The sequence below is a fragment of the Pristimantibacillus sp. Z349TD_6 genome (genome assembly GCF_056173205.1).
In genome coordinates, this window is record NZ_CM149662.1 from 4,557,614 (window position 1) to 4,582,282 (window position 24,669).

Below are 24,669 nucleotides of genomic sequence, written 5' to 3' on the forward strand. Positions count from 1 at the left end.
TAGTTTTTTTATTTTCCTTGATACAGAATGGAACCAACAATATGATCATCAACAATTGAATAGGATTGAGGGATGTACATATTGTACATTTCTCTTAGTGAAGAGCTTATCCATCCCCCATGTCTTCCAGCATGTTTCGGAGGATGTGTTACTTTTCGTATACGCTGTTTATTCAAGAGCTGTTCATAAAGATGTGTGGTTAGCTGCTCCATTGTCGTTAGTGACCATCGTTTCACGCCCCATTTGTAACCATTTGCTGCAAGCTTATTGCGAAGCTTATGATCATCCAGCAGTGCATTCAAGCAGTGTGACAATTCGTCACTGTCCCCGGCTTTTGCAACCAATCCCGTATGATTGTGTTTCACCATTTCCGGAATACCGCCAGCATTGGAAACAACGAGTGGCTTATGTGCAATCTGCGCTTCCATGACAGTAAACGGATGATTGTCATTTAAGCTTGCGAGCACGACGATATCAGACTGCTTAATCAATGATGGAACATCATTTCTGCTGCCCGTAAAAATGACGTGACTAGCTAAGCCCAAGCGGTTTGCTTTCGACTCTAACTCTGACCGAAGATTTCCATCACCAACGAGTAGACATATCCAATCATTTCTTATTTGTTTGAGAGTATACAGAGCATCTAGTAAACAGCTGTGCCCTTTTACTTTGTCAAATCGCGCAGGACAGATGATGACATTCGCTGCATCCGGTATCGTAAAGGTAGAGCGTTCATTCATCCGTTGCAAATATAGCTCCACGTTCATCCCATATGGGATAACCTCCATATGCTGGGAAGGCACCATATATCCAACGAGCGTATCATGCAGCCATTTCGTCGGAACAATAGTCAAATCGCTTGAGGTTGCGCCATAATACTCCCGAGCACATGCATACTTCCAAATCGTATCGGACGGCAATTTCCCTTCGAGCGATACCCAGTAGTCGGTTGAGAGACATCCATGGATTGTACTTATTAATGGTATCTCTTCCGGTTTAATTTGCCATAGAGCTCGGGATGAAATGACGTCCTGAGTATGAATCAAATCATATTTTCCAAGTCCAAAATAAGATGCTGCAAGGGCATAAGAGCAGAACTCAATTTCCTGTTCAACAATCCATGGATCAATTAGCGACTGGTATGGAGCGTAGATCGCTCGTATTTCGCCTTCGACGAGCCGTTTAAATCTCTCTTTCTCTACCCGCTCACCAGTATTAGCCATATAATAGCTATTTTCATCCGGATGCCTAGCGTACACATCCACCTCATGACCTAGTCGTTCCAAGCTTGCTTTTAAATCTTGAATATAGACCCAAACCCCTCCAACATGGGGGATCAGCCAGTACGTTGCAAGTAAAATTTTCAATTTACTTCACCTCGCTTGACTTGAAGCGCCTTTTCGTACAGCTGTAAAGTTCGATCGCACATCGTATCCAATGACCATTTTTTGAGTCCATAAGATCTGGCTTTATTGGCCAGACGTTTTCGAAGAGAGTCATCATTGAATAGTTTATGAATTTGGCTGCATAACAAATCTGCTCGACCGGCTGGCACTAATAAACCATTCTCGCCATGAGTTATCATCTCTGGAATACCTCCTACTGCTGAAGCAATGATCGGTTTCCCCATTGCTTGCGATTCCATGACCACGAACGGAAAATTATCATGAATGCTTGGCACTACAACGTAATCCGCTTCCTTTAATAGAGCTGCCATATCGTTTCGATGTCCAAGAAACTTGACATGGCCCTCCAGATTATACTGGTACATCACTTGTTCAAGACTCTCCCGCAGCGGTCCGTCTCCGATTAACCAACATATCCAATCCGAACGGTTCTTTAACAGCAATGAAAGTGCATGGAATAAAACATCATGGCCTTTCACCTGATCTAGACGCGCGGGACAGACCAACAGCTTCACCCCTTCTGGTTTAGTCGTTATTATTCCATTAGTAGATTTATGGAGGAAAGATAACGTATCGAATCCATATGGAATAACATCCATTTGTATATCATTCATGAGCCCAGTTGATTCATATTGTTGTTTAAGCCATTTGGAAGGGTAAATATTCCAATCACCAACCATGCTTCCATAATGATCGAGCGCATTTCCCCATTGTTCAGATAGGGTATCATCAGCAATATAACCTTGAAGCCTCCATTCGGCTTCTAGTTTCCCGTGAAGGGTTACAATAAGAGGTGTAGTTCGCGGCTTAACTTCAGATACTCCAATCGCAGAGATCACATCTTGCGCATGAATCAGGTCATATTCCTTTAAGGAAAATTCGGATAATGCTTGACGGAAAGCGATTCGTTCCCCGTCCATTGCTGCCAACCAAGAATCATAATTCAATGATTTCTCATTGAACCGAAGACCCATATACTGCATGATCGGAGTTAATACAGCTTGCTTATCAATCGACTTACCTTTATCGACAACGTGGTAATGCTGCCCAGTTTCGTTATGAGAGAGGATATCGACCTCATGCCCCCTATCTTCAAGTCCTTTCCTGAGTGCCAATACATAAGTGGATACTCCACCTGTATATGGAACACACCAATATGAAACAAGTGCAATTTTCATCCGTCACCCCTCTTTCAGCCAAAAGGAACAAAAATCATATATGATTTCGATACCAGTCTATTGTTCTCATAAGTCCTTCTTCCAACTTCACGGAAGGTCTATAGCCAAGCAAAGTTTGTGATCTTGTTAAGTCCGGCTCTCGTGCCGGTATATCCTCATAACCCGCGCCATAAGCTTCATCATACGTTTTGGACACGATAGAAGATGTCGAATTGCTAAGAGAAACAATCAAGTTTGCAAGTTCCCTAATCGAGATAGAGCGGTTCGTACCGATATTGAATGCAAGTCCGTTAGCTTCCGGCTTGAGTGCTGCTAAAGTACCAGAGATCGTATCCTCTACATAAGTGAAACAACGTTTTTGAAACCCATCTCCATAAACCTCAAGTAGCTCTCCCTTCAAGGCTGCCTTAATGAATTGTGCTACAACACCGCCATATTGCGAATTTGTTTGCCTAGGTCCGTATGCGTTGAAATAGCGAAGCACGGTAACTGGAAGTCCCTTTTGGGCATAAGCAAAGCACATATGCTCATCCAGCGACTTCGCCGTTGCATAGCACCAACGATGAACAGAGGGGGCACCATAGATACGTCCGGACATTTCGTGAAAAGGCAGCTCCTCATTTTTTCCATATATTTCGGATGTTGAAGCAAAAATGACTTTGACATGGCGCGGATATGCTAATTCAAGTACATTGCGTGTACCGTCAATGTTGCCTTCTATAACTTTAATGGGATCATCTACCGTATTTTTAACGCCTAGAACAGCCGCTAAGTGGTAAACAACATCAGCTTTGGCAATCAATTTCTTCATCACCACTCGATCCATTACTGAGCCTTGGATAAGTGTGTGACGTTTATGGTTTTGGAGATGAGATAAAAATTCCGGCCGCCCATTCGAGAAATCATCTATTGTCCAAACGGTGTGGCCTTCCTCCAGCAAACACTCAACTAAATGTGAGCCGATAAAACCTGCGCCACCAGTTACTACTATTTTCATTGAACTCCCCCCTTTTAAAGTAAGATGACGTTTTTACGGTCTGCGACTTTGCTTGTAGCATTGCGTGTATCTATGACAACAGGTGTGTGTTTCACAAATAGCTCGTAAGGAATATTCGAATGATCCGTTAAAATTAATGTACAATCAATATTTCTCATATTTCGTGCCGTAAGCGGGACTGCATGAAGCACAGTTTCGCCAATTTTCAATTCATTTACATATGGGTCAAAATAATCTACCTTAACTCCGGATTCTAGCAGTTGCTCTATAATGTGCAGCGCGATGGACTCTCGCAGATCATTTATATCTTTCTTATACGTAACCCCGATGACAAGTACATTGCATTCCTTTAGCTCTTTAGGACGCAAAGTCTTTGCAACCCGTTCTACTATTAAACTAGGCATATCCTCATTTACCTGACGGCAAAGCTCAATAAAAGGCAAATCAATATGGTGTTCCCTCGACTTCCACAACAAATATAATGGGTCAACCGGTATACAATGTCCGCCAACACCAGGACCTGGATAATATTTCATAAAACCATATGGCTTTGTACCTGCTGCCTCGATCACTTCCCACAGGCTTATATCCAGCTCCTCGCATATCTTCAACAGACTGTTCATAAAGGAGATATTCAAATAACGCTGACTGTTCTCGAGCAGCTTCGTCATTTCGGCAACGCGCGGTGAAGACACGACGACCATGCGTTTAAACACTGCTTCATATACTTCCTTGGCATAGGATGTGCATGATGGCGTTACGCCTCCGACAACTTTGGGGATATGCTCCAATTCCCATTTCGAACCGGGATCAATTCGTTCTGGTGAATATGCGAGCGAAATTTCTTTGCCTACTAGGAGACCAGTGGACTCCAAAATCGGCTTAAGCAGCTCCTCACAAGTTCCCGGGTACGTAGAACTTTCCAATACAATGAGTTGACCTCTTCGCAAATGTGGAAGCAAATTTTGTGCAGCTCCAATCACATATTTCAAATCAGGTTGATCATGATCATCTAGCGGCGTAGGCACACAAATGATTATGACATCGACTTTCTCGATGACATTGAAGGTAGTCCCAACATGAAAACTATTTTTACTGAAAAGATCTCGAATCTCGTTTTTCTTATAGTCAGATAAATAGGATTGACGCTTGTTTAACATATTGATTTTTCGTTCATCAGTATCAATGCCATAAACCGTATTTCCTTTCTCAAGGAACAACTCAGCCAATGGCAATCCAACGTACCCTAGCCCAATAATACCAATTTTATAATTAGTAGCATGCTCTTTCACTCTCTCAACTCCTTTGACTAATCTTCTAGCATCATACGAAAATTAATCAAACTCGCATTAGATAAAAGTCTATATTTTACAGAAATAGTAGAATGTCACGAAGTTTATAAGATTTTGAGGATATTGAATTATACCGACTGGATGCAATTGTTGTTTGACAATCGCCTGTAATGATACGAGAGAAAAATAGGTGGATGTACGTTAACATTATTGTAATAGACTCATATGATAGTGGAATGACAGACAAATTGACCGGAGGGGAACAAATGCGAATACTAATCGCCTGCAGCTGGTCTCTACCTCATGCAGGTGGCGTAAATACGTATGTCAATCAGTTGTCAAAAGGATTACAGCTCGCAGGGCATCACGTAGATATATTCTCCCCGACGCCGGATGGACAGGGATTCCATGTCCCAGGAAAAAGCTTATTCATTGATAAAAGCAAACTAACATCTCTTATTGCCGATCAGGCTAGTCTCTATATGAATCACTATTTGCCCGGAACTGATCCATGGATAACTAGCACCGAAATTGAGCGGTATTGTATTGAAGCAGCTGCCCTGTACTTCGACTTATCCGATTATGATATTATCCATGCACAGGACATTGTTAGCGCACATGCGTTGTCACGTGTTAAATCTCCTAGAACTCCTTTAGTAACAACAATTCATGGCTGTCTCACCAAAGAGTGGTTTGTTAAGTTGAAAGAAATGGGATTACTGGAACAAGACACAAATACCCCGCTTTGGCACTATTCGGCCATACGTGAAAATTTGGGTGCAACCGTCAGTGATGTAACAATCTCGCCCTCGCAGTGGTTAAAAGATGTTTTAGTAAATGAATTTTCTGTTCCAGAACATAGTATTACAGTCAGCCATTATGGTTTTGACATTGACGAGTTTCTTCAAAACATGAATCGAGAATCAAATGTTACAAGACCTGCTGAGAAGAAAGTATTTATGTGCCCTGCACGCTTTGATGTTGTGAAAGGTCAAATCCATCTCATCTATGCACTAGCCAAACTAAAGGAAGAACGTACGGATTGGATTTGTTGGTTCGTAGGAGATGGTTTTCTTCGTGAAGAAATAACGCAAACTGCCAATAATCTCGGTCTTACTGATCACGTTATCTTTATGGGAAACCGCGAGGATGTTCCTGAATTGCTTCGACAAGCTGATTTTGTCGTCCTGCCCAGCATGCAGGATAACCAGCCATTTGTCATTATCGAAGCACAAATTGCAGGCAAGCCAGTCATCACTTCAGACGCTGGTGGTATTCCAGAAATGGTAACCCACTCATCGACTGGACTTGTATTTCATGCTGGAGATAGAGATCAGCTGTTTCATTGCTTAAGATCAGCCTTAGATGAAGATGATTCAACATCACTGATTGAGCTGGCAAATCATGCAAAGAGATGGGGAGAGGAACATTGGTCATTGCATGCGATGACTGAACGTGTCGTCGATTTGTATAATCTCGCGAAAAGCAAGCATCCAGAAATCGATAACGGAATAAGTTTGCAACCTATACAACCTATACAACCTACACAAATTATACAACCTGTTCAACCTGTTCAACCTGTTCAACGGAAGAAAAAGAAAGGAAGAAGTAAATGGCGCATCTTACGAAGAAGAAGATATCAAATCGCATTAAAAATAAGAAAACGAAAAAACAGAAAAAGAAGACTCGCAAAAAGAAGATAATTAAACGAGTGCTTAAAAAAGCACGTCGAAGATCAATACTTTTTAACCTGAGAAAACCAGAATTGCTAACTGCTCATAATTTACAGCAGATGATCGATTCCAAATTCTCATCAGCCCATGATATTGAACAAAAAAACATCTGGAATCGTATTCTTCAATTAATGCCTATTGGATACACAATTCCCGATATGAGCATTGTGCAACCGCTTATGAATAAGCGTATAAATTAAGATTCTATATATAAGTAATTTCTTATTAGAATTAAGAATAGTTGGTGATAGATCGTTTGAGCAGGCTGCCCTGTATGCTTTCGTTTCTTGACTCTGACTCGACATTGAAGCTGCTCACATTGCATGATTCGTTGTACGCGCTTGTGATTAATCTTGTACTTTTTTCGAAGCAGTGCTGTAATCTTTCGGTATCCGTAACGGAATTTATGCTCTGTGCAGAGTTCTCGAATCTCTTCAACCATGCTGTCCAATGGCCGAGTTTCGTTTTTTGCTCTCCATCGGTAATAGGTAGCACGTGGCACACCCAGTCATGCGCAAGCTTGGTGATCGTAACTTCCCCGTGAATCAACTTTAGACCTGATCATAGAAAAACTGCCCCCTAATTGTTAGATGGTGTCTAACAATTGGGGGGCAGTGGAGAGAAACTATGATATACAGTTGTGTGTATTCAGCTAATTTGAGTATCAGCTTGCATCTGCGCATCCTTCAGAACGGTATCCACATCTTTCCCTCCAAAATAAGCTTGCAGTGCAACAACGATAATATCCTCTATGGCGTAAGTGTTCATGCCATAGTTGACGGTCGGAATCTTAGCAGTCCATTTTGCGAAATCAGATACGATTTTTTGGCCTTGAAAATATTCATCTGCTGCAGAATAAGCTTCTCCACTTGCCGCAGCCTTTAGGGTACCAATGACTCCAATCTTTGTATTTAGAGACTGATAGAGTTCAGCATCGGAAGCAAATGTCTTTATGAGAAACTCGGCAGCAGCTTCTTTTCCCTCCACATTCATTACATACCAAGAGCTGCCGCCAAGACTTGATGCATGGACGGAACCTTTTGTTACTGCAAGCTTAGGAAGCGGAGCTACTGCCCATTTTTGTGACTGGGAAGCTTCAGCTTTAATTGAAGGGGTAATCCAGTTACCGGTAGGTACGCTGGCGACTTCACCATGATTGAATGCACTAACAAATTGGCTCCAGTCCGATATCACCTTCGCAATGCCGGAATCCAGCATTTCTTTATACAATTCAATCGCCTCTTTTAAAGCGGCGTTGTCTGCAATGATCGGAGTCTTGCCATCCTCTGCCGTATACCATTGCCCCGCAGATTGCATCATCATGCGAATAAGTCCAAGATCGTTCGGGTCAAGGGTTAGCATGCTTTTGCCGGTCTTCTCTTTTACAGCTTTACCGATCTCGATATACTGCTTCCAGTCGATTTCCTCCATGTCAGCTAAGCTATAGCCCGCTTGCTCCAAATAATCTGTCCGTACATACATTCCGGTTACACCTGAATCAAATGGTACGCCGTACTGTTTACCATCAACACTGGTTGGATCAATCTTATAATCAGCGAAATTTTCGACTTTTACGGCGTCTGTCAATTCATAAAACGAATTCGGATACGCTTGCAAAAAGCTCTGTGCTCGATAATCCTCGATCAATACGATGTTAGGCAAACCTTTCGTAGAACCTGAATTCAACACGGTGTTCAGCTTTTGAACGATATCAGCCTGCGCGTTTTCCACGATGTTGATCATGACATCCGAATGAACTCGTGAATATGCTTCTTTTGCTACACCCATGGCGGCAATGTTAAACGCCGGGTCCCACGCCCAAACTGTAATCTCTTTCGAATTGGGAGTGCCTTCATCGCCCGAGCTTGTTAGGCTGCCTTTCGTTCCACCAGACGAACATGCCGTCAAGAGAATAACGCCAGCAAGCAAAGCGAAAACTAATTTCTTCAATAAATAATCCCCCTTGTAAAATAAAAAAAGATGAAAGCGTTTTCCAATAACGCATCCATCTTAACACTTTGTGTTCATGTTCTTTTGTATTTTCTTTGTTAGCTTTGGTGCTATTATTGGATCGTTTATTCACTTTTCATGACGTCTCTAGCACATTCTTTAGTTGTTTAGCACATTCTTTATTTATTAATTAATGGAATGTTAATTTTGATATTAGTACCTTCTCCCCGTTTGCTTGTTATGTTAATCCCATAATTCTCCCCGTACATTAATTTAATTCTGTCGTCAACATTACGTATGCCGATGCCGGAGAAAAATTGGCGTTTCCTCTTCGGCGTACGTATCTGCTCCACTTTCAGCTGCTTTTGCTCCATATCCATGCCGTCTCCGTTATCCACGACCTCGCATACTAGTTGGTCCTCCTGCACGGCTATCATGATCAAAATACTTCCCTGTTCTTTAATATTGAATCCGTGAAAGAATGCGTTTTCGATAAAAGGCTGGAGAATGAGCTTCGGTATGTGGTAATCCAAGCTGTCAGGCTCCACAAAATAATTCACGCGTATCTTCTCACTGTACCGTACATGATTGATATAGACATAATGCTTCATTATCTCCAGTTCTTGACAAACAGGAATAGTGGACTCTACATCACTAACTGTATTTTGCAGGAGAGAGATAAGTGCATTAATTGTACCTGCTGCTTTTTCCTTATTACCCTGGAGCACCAAAAACTTTATTGATGCCAGCGTATTGTATAGGAAGTGCGGATTGATTTGCATTTGAAGTGCGGCCAGCTCTGCGTTACGCACTTGCTTTTGGGTCTCCAACAGCCGATCTACATAATCATGCAGTGCATCAAGCATATAATTAAAAGCGTTGCCCAGCTCTTTAACTTCATAACTGCTAGTAGCGATATCTATATGATTATCGAATCCACTTGTTGGAATATTTGACATCTGTTTAACGAGTACACGCAGGGACTTCGTCATTTTTCGGGTAATTAAAAATACGATAATAAGGGAAATCGCTACGATGACCATGATTGTCAACGTCACTGCTTCTGCATTCACCATCTGCCCGGTCACGGCTTTCTTGTCGATTAGATTTACCAGATAAAAATCAAACTCCGGCAAATACTCAGAAAACACGATTCGTTCATTACCCATGACGTAGGCAGATCCTTCATCTTCTTCTCCAAGCTGCTGAGCTGCTACTTCTGTATATAACGGCTTATCCATCATACCAATCCGCTCGCTCCGATTGCTGGACACAATTAATCCATTATCATCTATCAACAGCACGTCATTGCCTTCACTCGTAAAGTTAGCATAAAAAGATCTGAAATTGCGATCACGAATCGCGACGTACAAGGTGCCGTAAAAACTATTTGTCTGTTGATCAAATAAAGCTTTGGAAGCCACAAGCACTTGCTCTTTCGCTATGCCTTTGCTATCACCAGCTGGATAGAGCTGATACAGGGTTTGCGCAGATTGCTCATTTGTTGCTTTCATAACGGTGTGATTTTTCATTTCCTCGGCGAAAGTGGACCAATAATAAGCATCTGTTGAATAACTCCGACCATTTACGCCTATGATCATAATCCCAACGTCATAAGCGCTAAAGTTGGACCGAATCGCCTTCATGCCTTCTGTCATATGGTATGTTTCGGTGGCAAGTGATACTGCATCCGTCTCTTCGCCAGATAAATAGTTTCGGATGGAGGCATTTTGAGCTATCATCGCTGCGCCAGTAGCTACCGTGTAGTTGTAGGACTCAAGGTTGGTCTTCATCTGGTTCAGCAGCTTGCTGTTAGTAATGCTGAACGTTTGAAAAAATAATTTTTCCGACATGCTGATCGTAATTGCTAGAGTTATTAGCGATACGGTAACGATGCTAATGAGCGTGACGAGAAACAACTTGAGGAACAAGCCCTGCTTTTTCAGCTTTAATGCAGCATTTCTTATCATGACTCCTTTATCTCCTCCGAGTATTGTTTCCGATACTGGCTTGGCGAGATGCCGGTATGCTTTTTAAACACCTTCGTGAAATAACTCTGGTCCGAATAGCCTACATTTGCACTGATTTCGGATATCGATTCTCCCGTCGTCAAGAGAACCTCCATCGCTTTTTCCAGCCGCACTTTGTTCAGGTATTCACTGAAACCTTCCTCATTATGAGTAGCGAAAAAACTAGACAGATACGAAGCGTTGAAATGAAACTGCCTCGCCACTCCGGTCAGCGTGATTGGATCAGCGTAATGCTCATGAATATATTCAAGTAGATTAGATATATTTGGATTAAATAGTGAATTCGCCTTGCGAATCACATGTTCTGCCTCATGTATGAATGCTTCAGCAATAGCAATTGCGTCCTTGGCATACCTAGCTTCATCAATTTTCCGGAAGTAGTCGTATTTAGCGTCTTCCCCACCCGGGGTCTCATACTTCATTTTTCCAAGTGTTGTCGTCACATTAAATATGAAGTTACCCAAAAACGATTTGAATTCGAAAATTTCGGTACGATAGTCCTTCGACCACAATTGCACAAATTCCAGAAAGCTCATAAACGCCTTCTGGAATTGCTTACGTCGCAGCTGTTCTGATAATTCGGCCATGTCATATTCTTGATACGCATCCGAGAGCCCCGGTAAATGATCATTTTCAATCAGGCTTCGTGTCGGTAGGTAAAAGCTATATCTTGTAAGCTTCAAATAATTGCTCCGATAAATCTCACCAAGACGGCTAAAATCCTCGAAGCTTTGACTAAGAACGAATTGGGTACCGCTCTTAATTTCTGTCATTTCTGCGACGAGGCACCTGAGCTCCATGACCATTTCGACCCATTGCTCTGGATTCACATTGATTAAGAAAAGAATAGAATCGTTGTCAAACTTCAGCTGCATATAGGCTGCTTTGTCCTTGCTGAGATTACGCAGCCCTCTATCTATTTGGCTTGCAAAAGTCACCTTATCGTCATATTCTTTAATATGGTTCATGTCCGTTCCGAAAAATGCATAGCGTCTATATGGAAATTTCGAATGCACCAACCCAGGCTCTTGCGAAGCCTCGTAACCGCTCATTAGCTTCTCGATTATTCGTGTAAGCTGTTTTTCTTCCATATCAATTCCATGATCACCCATCTGCGTCCCAATCATTTTGGCAGTTGTTTTATTTAAGATCGATAACAGGTATTCGGCTTCTAACTTCGGCTTTAGGATATAGTCCGCTACACCGCTCTGAAATGTGGAGCGAACGTAGCCGTACTCACTGAAGCTGCTTAAGACGATTACCTCAATATGAGGGTACTTCTCCTTCACCCGCTTAACAAATTCCTCACCGTCCATAACTGGCATTACGATGTCTGTTAGAATGACATGAGGGTTGACCTGCTCAACCAAATCCAAAGCTTCAAGACCATTTGAAGCCTCAGCGACAATTCGGTATCCCTCCTGTTCCCAATCTAGAAGGTGCTTGATTCCTTGTCTAACAAGCATCTCGTCATCTACAATCATAATCTTATATATTGGTTTCATTTCTGCCCCCTTGCAGCTTTTCAACCTATAATTAATACGCTACGATTTGATTTCAATCTAAAAAGCCCTGAAAATTGCTAGAGTGTAAAGCGTATATTTGTCTATAAATCTAAAGAAAACAAAATGATTCCTAGAGAAGAGACCATACAATATCGATTCAGCTTTGGCCTTTCAATTAAATACCCTCCTCCACTCTTGGCAATTGTAATAATTGTAGAGGAATTTCACATATTCATCCATGTATGCATGTATTCGCTTCATGTATAATTGTCCAGATCAGACGTGAGATTTAATGAAAATAATGGTAATTTAATGTATATAAGTACAATTGCTAGGAGTGTCTAAAGTTGTAGGCAGACACAATCTTTATCGTTCTGGAGGTTATTTCCAAAATCAGCTTCATTTTCTTGGATGCAACTTTTGATACGGTTTACAATCAGGGTTGTGAGAATAACTACTTGATTAGCAATATATCCTAATCAGTTTGTAAATTGAAATGTCTCATCTAATCCGTTTGGTTAAAAACACATAGTCAGCTCAAATGGTGAGCTGACTATATGTCATGTTTTATTAATTACGGATTAATCAGCTGAAGAAAACTCAATGCCCTCTTCAGCATGACTGCCGTCTGAGCACGGCTTGCTGTATCTTTAGGCGCAATCGCGGTTTCCGATTTGCCATTCATAATACCTGCATTTATTACGGCTTGAACCGCTTCACGGGCAAAGCCCGATAGCTGGTCTTGATCAGCAAATGCAGCTAACGAATTGTTTGATGAATTCGATTCAGCGCTTGTATCACCTTGAACAAGCTGAACAGCTTTCATAATCATAACAGCCATTTGCTCTCTAGTGATGAATGCGTCAGGGTTGAACTTGTTGTTGCCTACTCCTTGTACTAACCCGTGTTGTACCGCTGCGTTTACATCTGCTGCATACCAGCTGCTTGCTGCTACGTCAGTAAATGCTTGATCCGATCCTTTGCTCGACAGACCTAAGCTTCTCACGAGCAAGGACGCAAATTCTGCACGCGTCACTTGACCATTAGGATCAAATGCCGTTTCTGTTTTCCCTTTCACAATCAGCTTAGATGCCAGTGCTTCTACCGCCTGCTGCGCCCAGTGACCCTGCATATCTGCGAAGGTCTTCTTGCCTTCCAAAATTACATACAGGCCGTTTTCGTTATGTTGGATCGTTGCTCTCGTCTTACCATCCTTCACCGTAAATAAGGCTGGAACAAAGCGAAGCTCGCCTGTTGCCGGATCGTATTTCACTACCGTTGCTTCATTCGGATTGCTTACTGCACCATCTGCGATCAGTGTGCGCTCTACATAACCTGTTGGTTTCAGCTCCGTTGTCGCTCCCTTTTCTTTCAGTCCCGCTTCATAGCCAACAACTGCACCTCGTATCCTTGTATCGCTGCCAGCAAGCTTTTCTTCCAAAACTTTCTGCACTGCCGGGTCTGTTTGTCCAATGCGTACAATCACTTGTCCGTTTGGATCAAGGCCTTTCCCTGTCAGCTCAGAAACCTGCCATGCATAGCTTCCTAATGAACTAGTCACTTTAATGACAGCATTAGGCTTGCTTCCCGCCAAACGATTCACTGCTTCTGCTGGAATCGCTACCTCGTAACCTGCGTATGATCCAGAAACCTTAATGCTCAGTACTGAGCCTGCGTTGTCTCCTGCTTGTTCGAATGCTTGAACTTTCTTCATAAAGGCTTCTGCATCTAGCTCCGCCTTCACTGTGTTGTCAGCTATATCAACCGAAACCTCGCTACCTTTGGATTCATATACTGCTGGATCTCCGACACTCGACTCTGTCGTGCTGCCGCCTCCACCATTATTGCCTCCGCCATTGCCGCCATCACTTTTGCTTTGACCGCTAATTGAAATGACCTTGTTTCCGGTTACTGCTGATCCATCTGCTGCAGTCGCTACAATTTTCACCGCACCATCCTTCACAGCTGTTAGCAAACCGCTTGCGCTTATTGTTGCTTTATCTGTTACAGTCGTTCCATCTGCCTCATACACCGCCCATGTGACTACTTTGTTCGTGGCGTCAGCTGGCAATACTGCAGCGCTTAATTGCAGTGTGCCTCCCTTGGTGCCAAGGCTGTCCGATGCACTCGAAACCGTGATCGATTGTGTTAATATTGGCACTGACGCTCCAACAGTCAGTTTCGCATCCGCCCAATCCCCATGATCCTCGCTATTTCCATTGCCGGAATCGGTCACTTCCAGTATCAGCTGCTTATAACCTCTAACATTCACCTTTACAAATTGCGCGTTTTGCGACTCACGCATCACGTCTCCGGAGTAAAGCGATTCGATCGTGTCATCGTTCTTCACTACCGACACTTTAAACTGTATCGAGCCGTTGTTGCTTCCGCCGTTCACTTCCTTATCTACGCCGATAAAGGCGGAGAAGGTCTCATAATCAGCTCCAGTAAGATCATACTTAATCGATGAATTGGCATGAGTCCCAAGGCCTTTGCCAAAGGAGAGATCTTGGTCCCCATTCTTCAATACGATCGCATTGCCCTCGATGCTCTTGTCACGCTTAACCGTACTCCAGCCGGACTCAGCACTTACCCAATCCAAGTCGCTCAAATAGTCCACTTCAGGCAATTCGTCCTTCAGTTCGGATTTGCCTTCCGCAATTCTAAACATCGCATTGGCCCAGCTTGCATGATCCTCGCTATTATCGCTATCGCTCTGAGTAACAACCAGCTCCACGATGCTTGAACCGACTACATTGACATCGACCGGTTTAGCTACATCAGTAAGCTTCATCTGGCCGCTTGCGAATTTTTCTGCACCGTCTACAAGCACCTTGAATTCCACGTCGGCGTAAGACGGCGATTTGGTCATTTCTTGGTCGACCCCGACAAGAGCATTGAAAGACTCATAGTTTTTATCGGAAATATCAAATATAATTCTCGACTCGGCATGCACACCAAAACCTTTCTCGTACGTTATTGCTCCGTTGCTGCCCATTAGTCTAATCGCATTTCCGTCTAGACTCTTGTCCTTCTTCACGGTTGACCAGCCTGAGGATGCATTTAACCACTCCAAGTCGCTCGCATATCGATCCACCAGTTCGAAGTTCAGTGTGTAGACTTCCTGTGTCGCCCCTCCGTCGGCAGTGGCTGTAATGGTCGTCGCGCCTGGCAAGCTGTCGGCTGGGTCAATTACAAGCTGTACATCTTCTGATGCTTTGTCCACTGTAACTGTTGGAACTTCCAGGTTTTTCTCTCTCAAAACGGTCAGTGTCGCCGAACGATTCTCAGCATTAAGGCCTTTGACCAGCATTCCGTTCACTTTCACATTTTTAATCAGAGATGGCAGTCTTTCCACTTTCCATAACTGCCTGTCGCTGCCAGTATACATGTTTTGAAGAACCGGATTTCCCTCAGCGTCAGAACCATTGCTATTTTCCAATGCCAAACCGCTGTTTAAGCTAGTAATTTTGAAGTAGCCATTGCCAACATTAGAGATGGCCCACTGCTGGTTTATGACTGTAGGATCTGCAGCAGTTTCAGAATCTGTCCATTGAATAACTGGATTTCCAGGTGATTTACTGGCGCCTGGGACATCCATAACTTGTCCGCTATGCTTATTGACAATCTTATATTTGCCCAGACCCAAATCATCAATAACCCATTGCTGATCCAGCGCATCTGATTGGGTTCGCCCAGCAACAGCCGCTCCATTCGTCAACGAATTCCCAACTCCTAATACTTTGCCAGTCGCTTTATTGACGAAGCGATACAACGTGTTAACATCAAAGGAGTCAATTCCCGTCCGAGTTGGAACTTCATTGGTGTAGGAGCCGACTGCCAGCTCACCTGCAGCAGCGAAGCCGCCAACGGCCGAGTTCACTTCCAGTTTGAAATAGCGTGCTGTGTGCGATGGGAAGGTCACACGTTTCATCGTATTGTCCCCATCCCATGTGCCGCTTTTAATTGAAGCGAAGTTCGTTCCGTCTTCGCTCACATATAACGTATAGGAAGTAATCATACCTTGTGATACACTTTGCGAAGGCAAGTAATTCAACATATTAATGTTGTTGTACGTGTAGCCCAAATCCAGTGTAATGGATTGAGGCAGAGTTGTGTTTGATTGCCAAACGCTCTCAACGGTAGTGCCTACATAATCCATAAGTCCATCAATAGCACCACTCGCATTCCCGCTTGTAGCCGTTGCTGAATTAGCTGTGATCGTATGCTCCATCACGATTGGCTGTTGCGGCAGTGGAGGACGAGATTCATTCGGCGACCATGCTTGTCCGATCTCTGCCAATCGTTTTACTACGTTATCATCCAGCTCTCCGTCCGGGTTCGGTGAAATATTGAGCAAAAAGTTTGTATAACGCGGTTCCAAATAACCTAGATGATCCTCCACAATATTCTCTACGCTTGCCGGCTCTGTATTAGTCATCCAATCGTGCCAGAACCATTGATTGGAAACTAGCGGCATGCCCTGGTTTGCAGCAATCGTATTGTTGAAAGGTGCCCAAACGCCCTTAGGTTCTTCAAAATAAATGATGTCCTCTTCCCATGGCTGCGTTTGTCCATTGTGATCCACTATAAGAATGTTAGGCTGTAAGCGCTTTACTAATTCGCGAATTTCTTGGTATGGAACTTCGTTATGACCCATTTCCCAAGCCCAGCCGTCGATAATCAAAACCGGAATTTCACCGTAATTAGTCAGCAACTCCGTTAGTTGCCCTTTAATAAATTCGATATCCGCTCTGCTGACAGAACCTTTAGCGATACCTTCTTGACGATCCCAGATAGAGAAATAGATTCCCGGCAAAATTCCTTGAGCGCGCATAGAATCTACATATTGCCTTACGATATCTTTCTTGTAGGAGCTGTTCATTACGTTATAATCGCCATATTTGGTTGGCCACAGGGCAAACCCGTCATGGTGCTTAGTTGTTAGAACGGAATATTTTATGCCTGCAGATTTGGCGGCTTGCGCCCATTGGTCCGTATTCACATGCTCAGGATTAAATGAAAGAGGATTTTGTCCCGGTGTTACCCATTCCTGATCGTGATAGGTTCCCATGTTATAGTGGATAAACATGCCAAATCTGAGATCCACATAATTTTTTTGATTCGTGTAAATATCATTTACAACTGGGGCTCCTGTGTTTCCATCGTTAGTATCTGCAAAAACGGGAGACACCGTTATAAAAAGAAGGACAAAGATGAGTCCTATACACGTTGAAATCTTCTTACTCAATTGATTTCCCTCCAGTAGACTAGTTATTTAAATATTTACTTCTAATCATAATCTTCTCTCGCAATCTACTTACCAATTTTCAGGTCGCATGATCCTCAATATCGATTGGAGAATAACACTAGAAAGCAGAACAATTAATAATTTCTTCAATAAATAATCCCCCTTGAATACTAAAAAAAAGATGAAAGCGTTTTCTATATACGCATCCATCTTATCACTTTGTATTCGTTTCCTTTTGTATTATATTTGCTAGCTTTGGTGCTATTATTGGATCATTTTTTCACTTTTCATGACTTGCCTAGTACAATCTTTGGTTAATTAGCATATTCTTTATTTGTTAATTAATGGAATGTTAATTTTAGTATCTTCTCCCCGTACATTAATTTAATTCTGTCGTCATTGCCGGAGAAAAATGGGCGATTCCTCTTTAGCGCAAGTAGCTGCTCCATATCCATGCCATCTCCGTTATCGACAACCTCGCATACAAATTGGTCCTCCTGCACAGCTATCATGATCACAATACTTCCGTGTTCTATAATGTTGAAAGTGCATACTCGCATTTATAATAATTGCTAACAAAAAACTTATAGCCGGCCCAACTTGTGGGCCGGCTATAAGTCATTCTACATCCTTTAGGAATTAATCAGCTTAAGAAAGCTCAATGCTCGTTTCAGCATAACTGCTGTCTGAGCACGGCTTGCTGTATCTTTAGGCGCAATCGTGCTTTCCGATTTGCCATTCATAATGCCTGCATCTATTACCGATTGAACCGCTTCACGGGCAAAGCCCGATAGCTGGTCTTGATCAGCAAATGCAGCTAACGAAGTGCTTGATGAATTCGATCCAGCACTTGCATCACCTTGAACGAGCTGAACAGCTTTCATAATCATAACAGCCATTTGCTCTCTTGTGATGAATGCATCAGGGTTGAACTTGTTGTTGCCCACTCCTTGCACCAAGCCGTACTGAACCGCAATACTTACATCTGCGGCATACCATTTCGCAGCTGCTACATCGTCAAATGCCTGCTCAGCGCCAATATTATTTAAGCCCAAGCTTCTTACAAGCAGCGATGCAAATTCTGCACGTGTCACTTTCTCTTCCGGATCATAAACATGATTCGTTTTCCCATTTACGATCAGCTTAGAAGCGAGTGCTTCTACATCCTTCTGTGCCCAGTGTCCGCGCATATCTTCGAATGTTTTATTGCCTTCAATGATGACATACATGCCATTCGAGTAATGCTTGATTGTTGCTACAGTTTTGCCATCCATAACGGTAAACACCGCCGGTACAAATCGAATGGCTCCCGTTTCAGGGTCATACGACACGACTGTTGCTTCATTGAAATTGCGAATTACTTTGTCTACGGTTAAAGTACGCTCGGTATAACCGATGGAATGATTATCGTATTCCGCATCTTTCGTTTTAAGCGTTGCTTTATAGTCGATAATGTCGCTTATACGCTTCATTCCATTGCCGGATAGGGCTGCATCCAATTGCTGCAACTTATCCTCGTTCGCTTTTACCATGCTTACAATTAACACAGCTTCGGCATCTACTTTGCCTTTCATATCCTTGCTGTTTAACATAGACACCGGCCATTCGTAGCTTCCAAACTTGCTGCGGATCGATAGGATCGTATTCGGCTTGCTTGCGGCTAATCCACTCAAAACGTCCAATGGAATTCTCACTTCGTAACGCGTGTGATTTCCAGGAACATCAATCGTTAGAATGGAGCCCGCTTGTTCCGCTTTTAAAAACTCCGTTGCCTTTTTGGCAAGTTGATTGCGATCAAGCGAAGCCGTCAAGCTATTTAGTGCGGAATCAATCGTTAGCTCATATTTCTTCGGCTCGTATAAAGCTGGGTTTTCGAGTGCTGGTTCTGTAATACCGCCGCCGCTACCTCCGTTGTTTCCTCCGCTGGAAGTTTGATTAATGATATCAATCGCTTTTTCACCTCGAACCTCTGATCCGTCCGTTGCAGTTGCGACTACTTTTACAGCGCCGTCCTTCACGGCAGTCAACAATCCGTTTTGATCGATCGTCGCTTTGTCCGTTATCGTTACGCCATCTGACTCATAGACAGTCCAAGCTACCTTCTTATTGGAAGCGTTGACTGGGAACAACTCTGCCGTCAACTTCAGGCTGCCGCCCTTCACATCTATTGCCGCTTTGCCACTTGCGCTAGTCAGGTTGATCGATTCTACCCTTACATTTGTAGATTCAGATTCCCACTTCGCATATAAGGTGATATCTTGTTCTGCTGCTTTATCCGTTGCAAAATTCCATTGTTCCTTCAAAGCTTCGTCTTTATACCAGCCAATGAACACGTAGTCTGCTCTTGTTGGTGCTGTTGGCTCCGTAAGTACGGTGCCCGGTTTGGCTTTAGTCGTTTTCACTTCGCTGCCGCCGTTACTATTAAACGTAACTGAAATATCTTCGACATCAGATTGATTCGTGATGACAATCACGATCTCACCTTGAACCTTTGAACCGTCCGCTGCTGTAGCGATTACTTTTACAGCGCCATCCTTCACGGCTGTCAACAACCCGTTTTGATCGATCGTTGCTTTGTCCGTTGCCGTTACGCCATCTGTCTCATAGACAGTCCAAGCTACCTTCTTGTTGGAAGCGTTCGTTGGCAATAGCTCAGCCGTCAACTTCAGGCTTCCGCCTTTCACTTCTATTGCTGCTTTGCCACTTGTGCTAGTCAGATTGATCGATTCTACCAATACATTCGTAGATTCAGATTCCCACTTCGCATATAACGTGATATCTTGTTCTGCTACTTTATCCGTTGCAAAATTCCATTGCTCCTTCAATGTTTCATCCTTGTACCAACCGATGAAAATGTAACCTTCCTTGTTCGGTGCTGCTGGTTCAGAAATCGGTGAATCTGAGTTTGCTTTAATGCTAGCTACACCACTACCACCATTACTATTGAATGTTACTGTGTACTTTTCTATTTGCGCATCTCCAAATTGTGAATAATCCCATTCCGATAGCCAATTCATTGAAATGCGTTTATTCTCACTATCCAAGTGTATTGGGGTCCAAATATATCTGGAGTCACTCAAGTTTCCAGGATTCCAACGATCCGCCATAAAGATAAATTTATCTTTTACAATATTTCCATTTTTGTCTCTGTATGGCAGCACAAAAGTGCTTTGACTCTCATGAGTCGTTCCTTTGTAGTCATCCCAGAATGGATCGCCTTTATCTTCCCACCACCACGTTAATGGATGTCCTGTAATATGATATTTAGCAGGATTTGGGTTCCAGCCTGTTAAACCAGATGTTATCGAATAATACGTATTATCTTGTTTAAATAATGTTGGCGCTTCTCTACCGTTGCTATGAGCTTTCGCCCAAATCGCATTTTCATTTTCATCACGAGCTGGTTGTGTATAAGTATCATCCAGCTTTAGAACGATGGTAGTCCCATTTCCTTCGGATGAATAGACCAAATATGCTGTTTTATCCTTATCATCATCTACATAAAGGGTCATATCACGGAGCATGCCATCTCCTTCACCCTTTTTGTCAGGATCCCATCCATCATTTGGCATTCTTTCGATATCAAGTACTTTAAACGGACCTATAGGAGATTTACTTACAGCTACACCACCTGATGCTGTCCAATATTTACCCGACATTGGACCGTCATGATGCCACCACATTACATAATTATCATATTTCTCGTTGTAAACAACTTTTGGTCGTTCCACAACTTTATCCCAATTGAACAGCCCGTATAATCTTTGTTTTTCTTCGATAGAAGTATCTTTATAAAGTGCATTCAAGTCGGCAATTTGTTCCCGTGTATTATGTTTTTTAAGTGTTTGAACTGGTGATTTCATGTTACCAGCGAAATTATAAAAACGTTTTTCCACTCCATTTTCCGGAACGAAATTCCAATCATCAAGCTTCCCATAATTTTGTTCTTGTCGCCAAGATTCGAATCCTACTCCCGATTCCTTATACAATTCATCATCTTCATGAATATACATTGGAATGTTAGAAGCATCCGTCAATCCATCGTATGTTCTATCACCAAGAGACGGATTATTAAATACTGGCAATACAACACCTTCATTTTTCCAATTATAAAGATCAGTAGATGAGTAAGCATGTACACCTGTCATCGGAACATAACCAGCACCCATGTTCGATTCCGTTTTATCTTCTCCGTACCAATAGTATTTTTTAGTGTTTTCGTCATATATAATACCTCCGCCATGCGCTTGAATCGGCACACCGTCAGTATCTAGCCACACTTCACCATTTTTGATGGAGCTTACATGACCAAGATTAGAATAGAAATTATAATATTCATTAAGCCAATAATTATAATGTTCTAATGATTCTAAAGTTAGATTTTCTGTATCTTCAAGTTCATTTAAATAATTGTCCATAATATTTTTTACATATGGAACCATATCTTCGTAAAGTGTAGCCAACTTTTCTTTTGCAGTTTGAACCGTACTCGTATCGATATCCCCTACATCCTTTTGAAATACAGCCAAATCGCCTATCGATAAAGTAGCGCTGTTGCCGCCTGTTTTGATAACTTGAATAGCTACATAACGTGCGGTTTTTGAGGTGAAAGTAGCGGATTGATCATAATCTTTTCCTGTATCAAGGCCGCCTACTGCTGCCAACTCAAAGTGTTGATCCAACTCATTTTGCGTACCTGTCAATTCAACGTTTGACAGGTCTTTATCGCTTGTATAAATTTTGAATTGTCTAATACGACCGTTTTCTTTATCTTTACCTTGTCTTGGTGTGTAGAGGATTTGACTAATATCTTTTCTACTTTTATTCAGGTCAAGAACGATAAAGTCGCCAGTTTGGTATTTGCGGCCCCAGTCTTCCCAATTCGTTTCATAAAATGTATCTCGATTACCATCTAACATGCTTTCTACAGGTGTGCTCCAGTGTGCTTCTGGGGCGTACTTTACTGTGATTCCTTCAACTTGGAAACTATCTCTCTGCAAATTAATCATTTCATCATTAATTTGATTAGCAGCACGATTCATTTCTTCTTGCGTGGATGAATCCGATTTCAATAATGCATTGCCAGCATCAACATACTGCTTCAATAGCTCTAATAGATTTTCATCTTTATTCGAAGCTGCAATAAATTGTTCAGCATCCGTTATTGCTTTAGCCAGTTGCTCTGAATTTAGTTTGAAATTTGAATCCCTGTACAAATTAATTTCAGCAGCAGATGCAAACTGTTTTCCAACATCACTTTGCGATGCTAATGCCGTGAATTTAATATGAGTCGCATCGACGGGATTAAAGGTTGCTGTTTTTATTGCTTTGTCAGCATCCCATGTTCCTTCTGCAATTTTGTTATAATTCACACCGTCAATACTTGCTTCAATTTCAAACTTAGTAACTGTACCATTCGTACTTTCGTCTTGTCTTGGCGTATACTCCAGTTTGTTTATGCCTTTGTACAGCTTGTCTAATTCATACGTAACGGAGTGCGGCGCTTCTTGGTAATCATCTCCCCATGGCGTATGCCATTTTGTGTTTACATCACCGTCAATGGTAAGCTCCGGGCCTTCTCCAGATTGTGAGCTGGTCGCCGAAGCCCTCATCATTTGTTGTGGTATAACACCTGTAACACCTTCAGACAATAAAGCCTTGAATTTTAGGCTAATTTCAACAATTGCATCAGATATTTGTTCATTGCTGCCAGATTGTAGCGCGTCGTCAGCTTTTGTAATTAGCGCTTCCAACTCTGCAATATCCGGGTCATCTTCATTCAAGGCTGCTTTATGCTGTTCAATACTTACCTTTAAATCATTTAATATCTGTGCAACGTCTGCATCTTGGCCTTCGACGTACTGAGCATTTTTGATTACAAAAGTAGTAATTGATTTTCCTTCTACATTTGCATAAAGCTTAGTTCCTAAAACTTCTAATTTACCTTCCTGTAAATCTTTTTCTGAAGTTGTCACATAAGTGGATACTTCGCTTCCCGGCTTTGCAAACTTGGAAAGATCAAATGACATTTGTCTGCTGCCTTGATCCGGGTTGCGGTAAACGATAACCGTTTCCCCAGTCGCTTCGTTATAAGCCGTTAATGACCTTCCATCACCGTCGCTATTCTCAAAAAATTTCGAGCCTTGCGGAATGAATTTACTAAATTGCGCCATCGCGTAATATTTTTTCGTATACCACCATTGTTCTGTATCAAAATCTGCGTGAATCAGACCCCAGTTCATATTCTCTTTGTCTGATTGCATATTTTGCTCGCTTTCAATAGCTTGCCATATTACCCATGCCTGAGGTTCAAACCATTTAATATCTACCATAATTTGATCAGCCAGCGCTAATGCCGGTTCGATATCATCATGATTATGAGCAATACCGCTTGGTCCTAAATCAACTTCTGACATCCATAGCTTTTTATTTTCCTTTTCAGCAAGCTGACGCACTTCAAATCTTTTTGAACCTCCATAAGCATGAACGTTCATTTGAGAAATGCTGTTTTTTGCATCATCATTATAATGGCTCCAATTTTCCAGGAAAGTATCGATTACGGATTCTTCCATTGCTGAAATGCCAACATTATTCAAACCTTTTTCATTCAGCTTTTGTCGAGCTTCCCAAATAATCCATGACTGTGCCCAAGGATCCCAATGCGAACCTTCCTGACGATTGAATGCCCCCCAGTAATTTGTATTGGGCTCGTTAATTGGTGAAAGAGTATTAAACTCTATTCCAAAATCATCTTTATAGTGCTTAACTACCTCTGCTAAATATTCCGCGAAATCATCATAATAATCTTCTTTTAAGTTATTCTCCCAAGCATTATGATTACCAGCAGTACAACCGCTGTGGGTCATATAGTATGGCGCAGAATTGGAAAATGCCTCCATAATTAATTCAGGTTTACGTTTCAATGCTTCCTGCAACCACCAACGCTGTTTTTCATCGCGGTTAATATCAAAATGACCCTCTTCGGTTGAAAAGCCTTGAACATCGGCCCCTTCGCGCATATGATTATGAGTCGGATCATCGCCACCGCCAATGTTGTAGCGGGCAATATTATAATTAAGTCCCTCTTTGCCATATAATGCATCCACCAAATCATTTTTCGCTTGCTCGTTTTCCCAGCCGCCAGTTGCATTAGCAAACCATACTAATGACGTTCCCCAGCCATCCCATGATTTCTTCATCTTGTCTGGACTTAACTTAATTTCAGTTAGTTGCACTTGGTGCTGCCGAGACAGCATTCGGCAAGCCAGCGAACATCGATCCTACTAGCGAAAATGCCAAGCAGGACACCATCATTTTTTTTGCGTGT

General features: G+C 42.4%; 12 protein-coding genes. 1 reads left to right on the plus strand and 11 read right to left on the minus strand.

Features of this window, described 5'->3' with window-relative positions; genetic code table 11:
* Positions 1-8: 8 nt before the first annotated feature.
* Genes AC0VYE_RS19885 through AC0VYE_RS19900 form a run of 4 tightly spaced genes read right to left on the minus strand, consistent with a single transcriptional unit; the run spans position 9 to position 4,873 of the window.
* Positions 9-1,367 carry a glycosyltransferase family 4 protein gene (locus AC0VYE_RS19885; RefSeq protein WP_475442680.1) on the minus strand — a complete coding sequence of 453 codons (1,359 nt, stop codon included), beginning with the start codon at positions 1,365-1,367 and terminating at the stop codon, positions 9-11.
* A complete protein-coding gene (locus tag AC0VYE_RS19890) occupies positions 1,364-2,584 on the minus strand; it encodes a glycosyltransferase family 4 protein (protein ID WP_076265535.1) in 1,221 nt (406 codons plus the stop codon). Before AC0VYE_RS19890 ends, AC0VYE_RS19885 begins: the two co-directional genes overlap by 4 nt.
* 34 nt (positions 2,585-2,618) lie before the next feature.
* Positions 2,619-3,581: an NAD-dependent epimerase/dehydratase family protein gene (locus AC0VYE_RS19895; protein ID WP_076265534.1), complete on the minus strand. Its 963-nt coding sequence runs from the start codon at positions 3,579-3,581 to the stop codon at positions 2,619-2,621.
* 14 nt (positions 3,582-3,595) lie between these two features.
* Positions 3,596-4,873, minus strand: a complete 1,278-nt coding sequence (locus AC0VYE_RS19900) for a nucleotide sugar dehydrogenase (protein WP_076265533.1) — start codon at positions 4,871-4,873, stop codon at positions 3,596-3,598.
* A 266-nt stretch (positions 4,874-5,139) separates the two neighbouring features.
* Between AC0VYE_RS19900 and AC0VYE_RS19905 the strand changes: the two genes are divergently transcribed.
* Positions 5,140-6,576 (plus strand): glycosyltransferase family 4 protein, encoded by a 1,437-nt coding sequence (locus AC0VYE_RS19905; RefSeq protein ID WP_475442681.1) that lies wholly within the window; start codon positions 5,140-5,142, stop codon positions 6,574-6,576.
* 226 nt (positions 6,577-6,802) lie between these two features.
* On the opposite strand, the gene AC0VYE_RS19910 is transcribed toward AC0VYE_RS19905, so the two are convergent.
* The 7 genes from AC0VYE_RS19910 to AC0VYE_RS19940 all read right to left on the minus strand — a co-directional run bounded on the left by AC0VYE_RS19910 (position 6,803) and on the right by AC0VYE_RS19940 (position 24,541).
* Positions 6,803-7,048: an IS3 family transposase gene (locus tag AC0VYE_RS19910; RefSeq protein ID WP_475449657.1), complete on the minus strand. Its 246-nt coding sequence runs from the start codon at positions 7,046-7,048 to the stop codon at positions 6,803-6,805.
* Positions 7,049-7,254: 206 nt separating this feature from the next.
* The gene (locus AC0VYE_RS19915; RefSeq protein WP_475442682.1) at positions 7,255-8,556 is read right to left on the minus strand and encodes an ABC transporter substrate-binding protein; all 1,302 of its coding nucleotides are present in this window, start codon (positions 8,554-8,556) and stop codon (positions 7,255-7,257) included.
* Between the two features lie 179 nt (positions 8,557-8,735).
* Complete coding sequence (locus AC0VYE_RS19920; RefSeq protein ID WP_076265529.1) at positions 8,736-10,526, minus strand: cache domain-containing sensor histidine kinase; 1,791 nt, start codon at positions 10,524-10,526, stop codon at positions 8,736-8,738.
* Entirely contained in the window at positions 10,523-12,091 is a 1,569-nt protein-coding gene (locus tag AC0VYE_RS19925; RefSeq protein WP_475442683.1) for a response regulator transcription factor, read from the minus strand. The genes AC0VYE_RS19920 and AC0VYE_RS19925 overlap by 4 nt, the downstream gene beginning before the upstream one ends.
* Before the next feature lie 574 nt (positions 12,092-12,665).
* On the minus strand, positions 12,666-17,342 hold the full coding sequence (locus AC0VYE_RS19930) for an NPCBM/NEW2 domain-containing protein (protein ID WP_475442684.1): 4,677 nt from the start codon (positions 17,340-17,342) through the stop codon (positions 12,666-12,668).
* A gap of 341 nt (positions 17,343-17,683) precedes the next feature.
* Positions 17,684-17,854 (minus strand): hypothetical protein, encoded by a 171-nt coding sequence (locus tag AC0VYE_RS19935; protein WP_475442685.1) that lies wholly within the window; start codon positions 17,852-17,854, stop codon positions 17,684-17,686.
* 120 nt (positions 17,855-17,974) lie between these two features.
* Positions 17,975-24,541, minus strand: a complete 6,567-nt coding sequence (locus AC0VYE_RS19940; RefSeq protein WP_475442686.1) for an InlB B-repeat-containing protein — start codon at positions 24,539-24,541, stop codon at positions 17,975-17,977.
* Positions 24,542-24,669 lie beyond the last annotated feature (128 nt).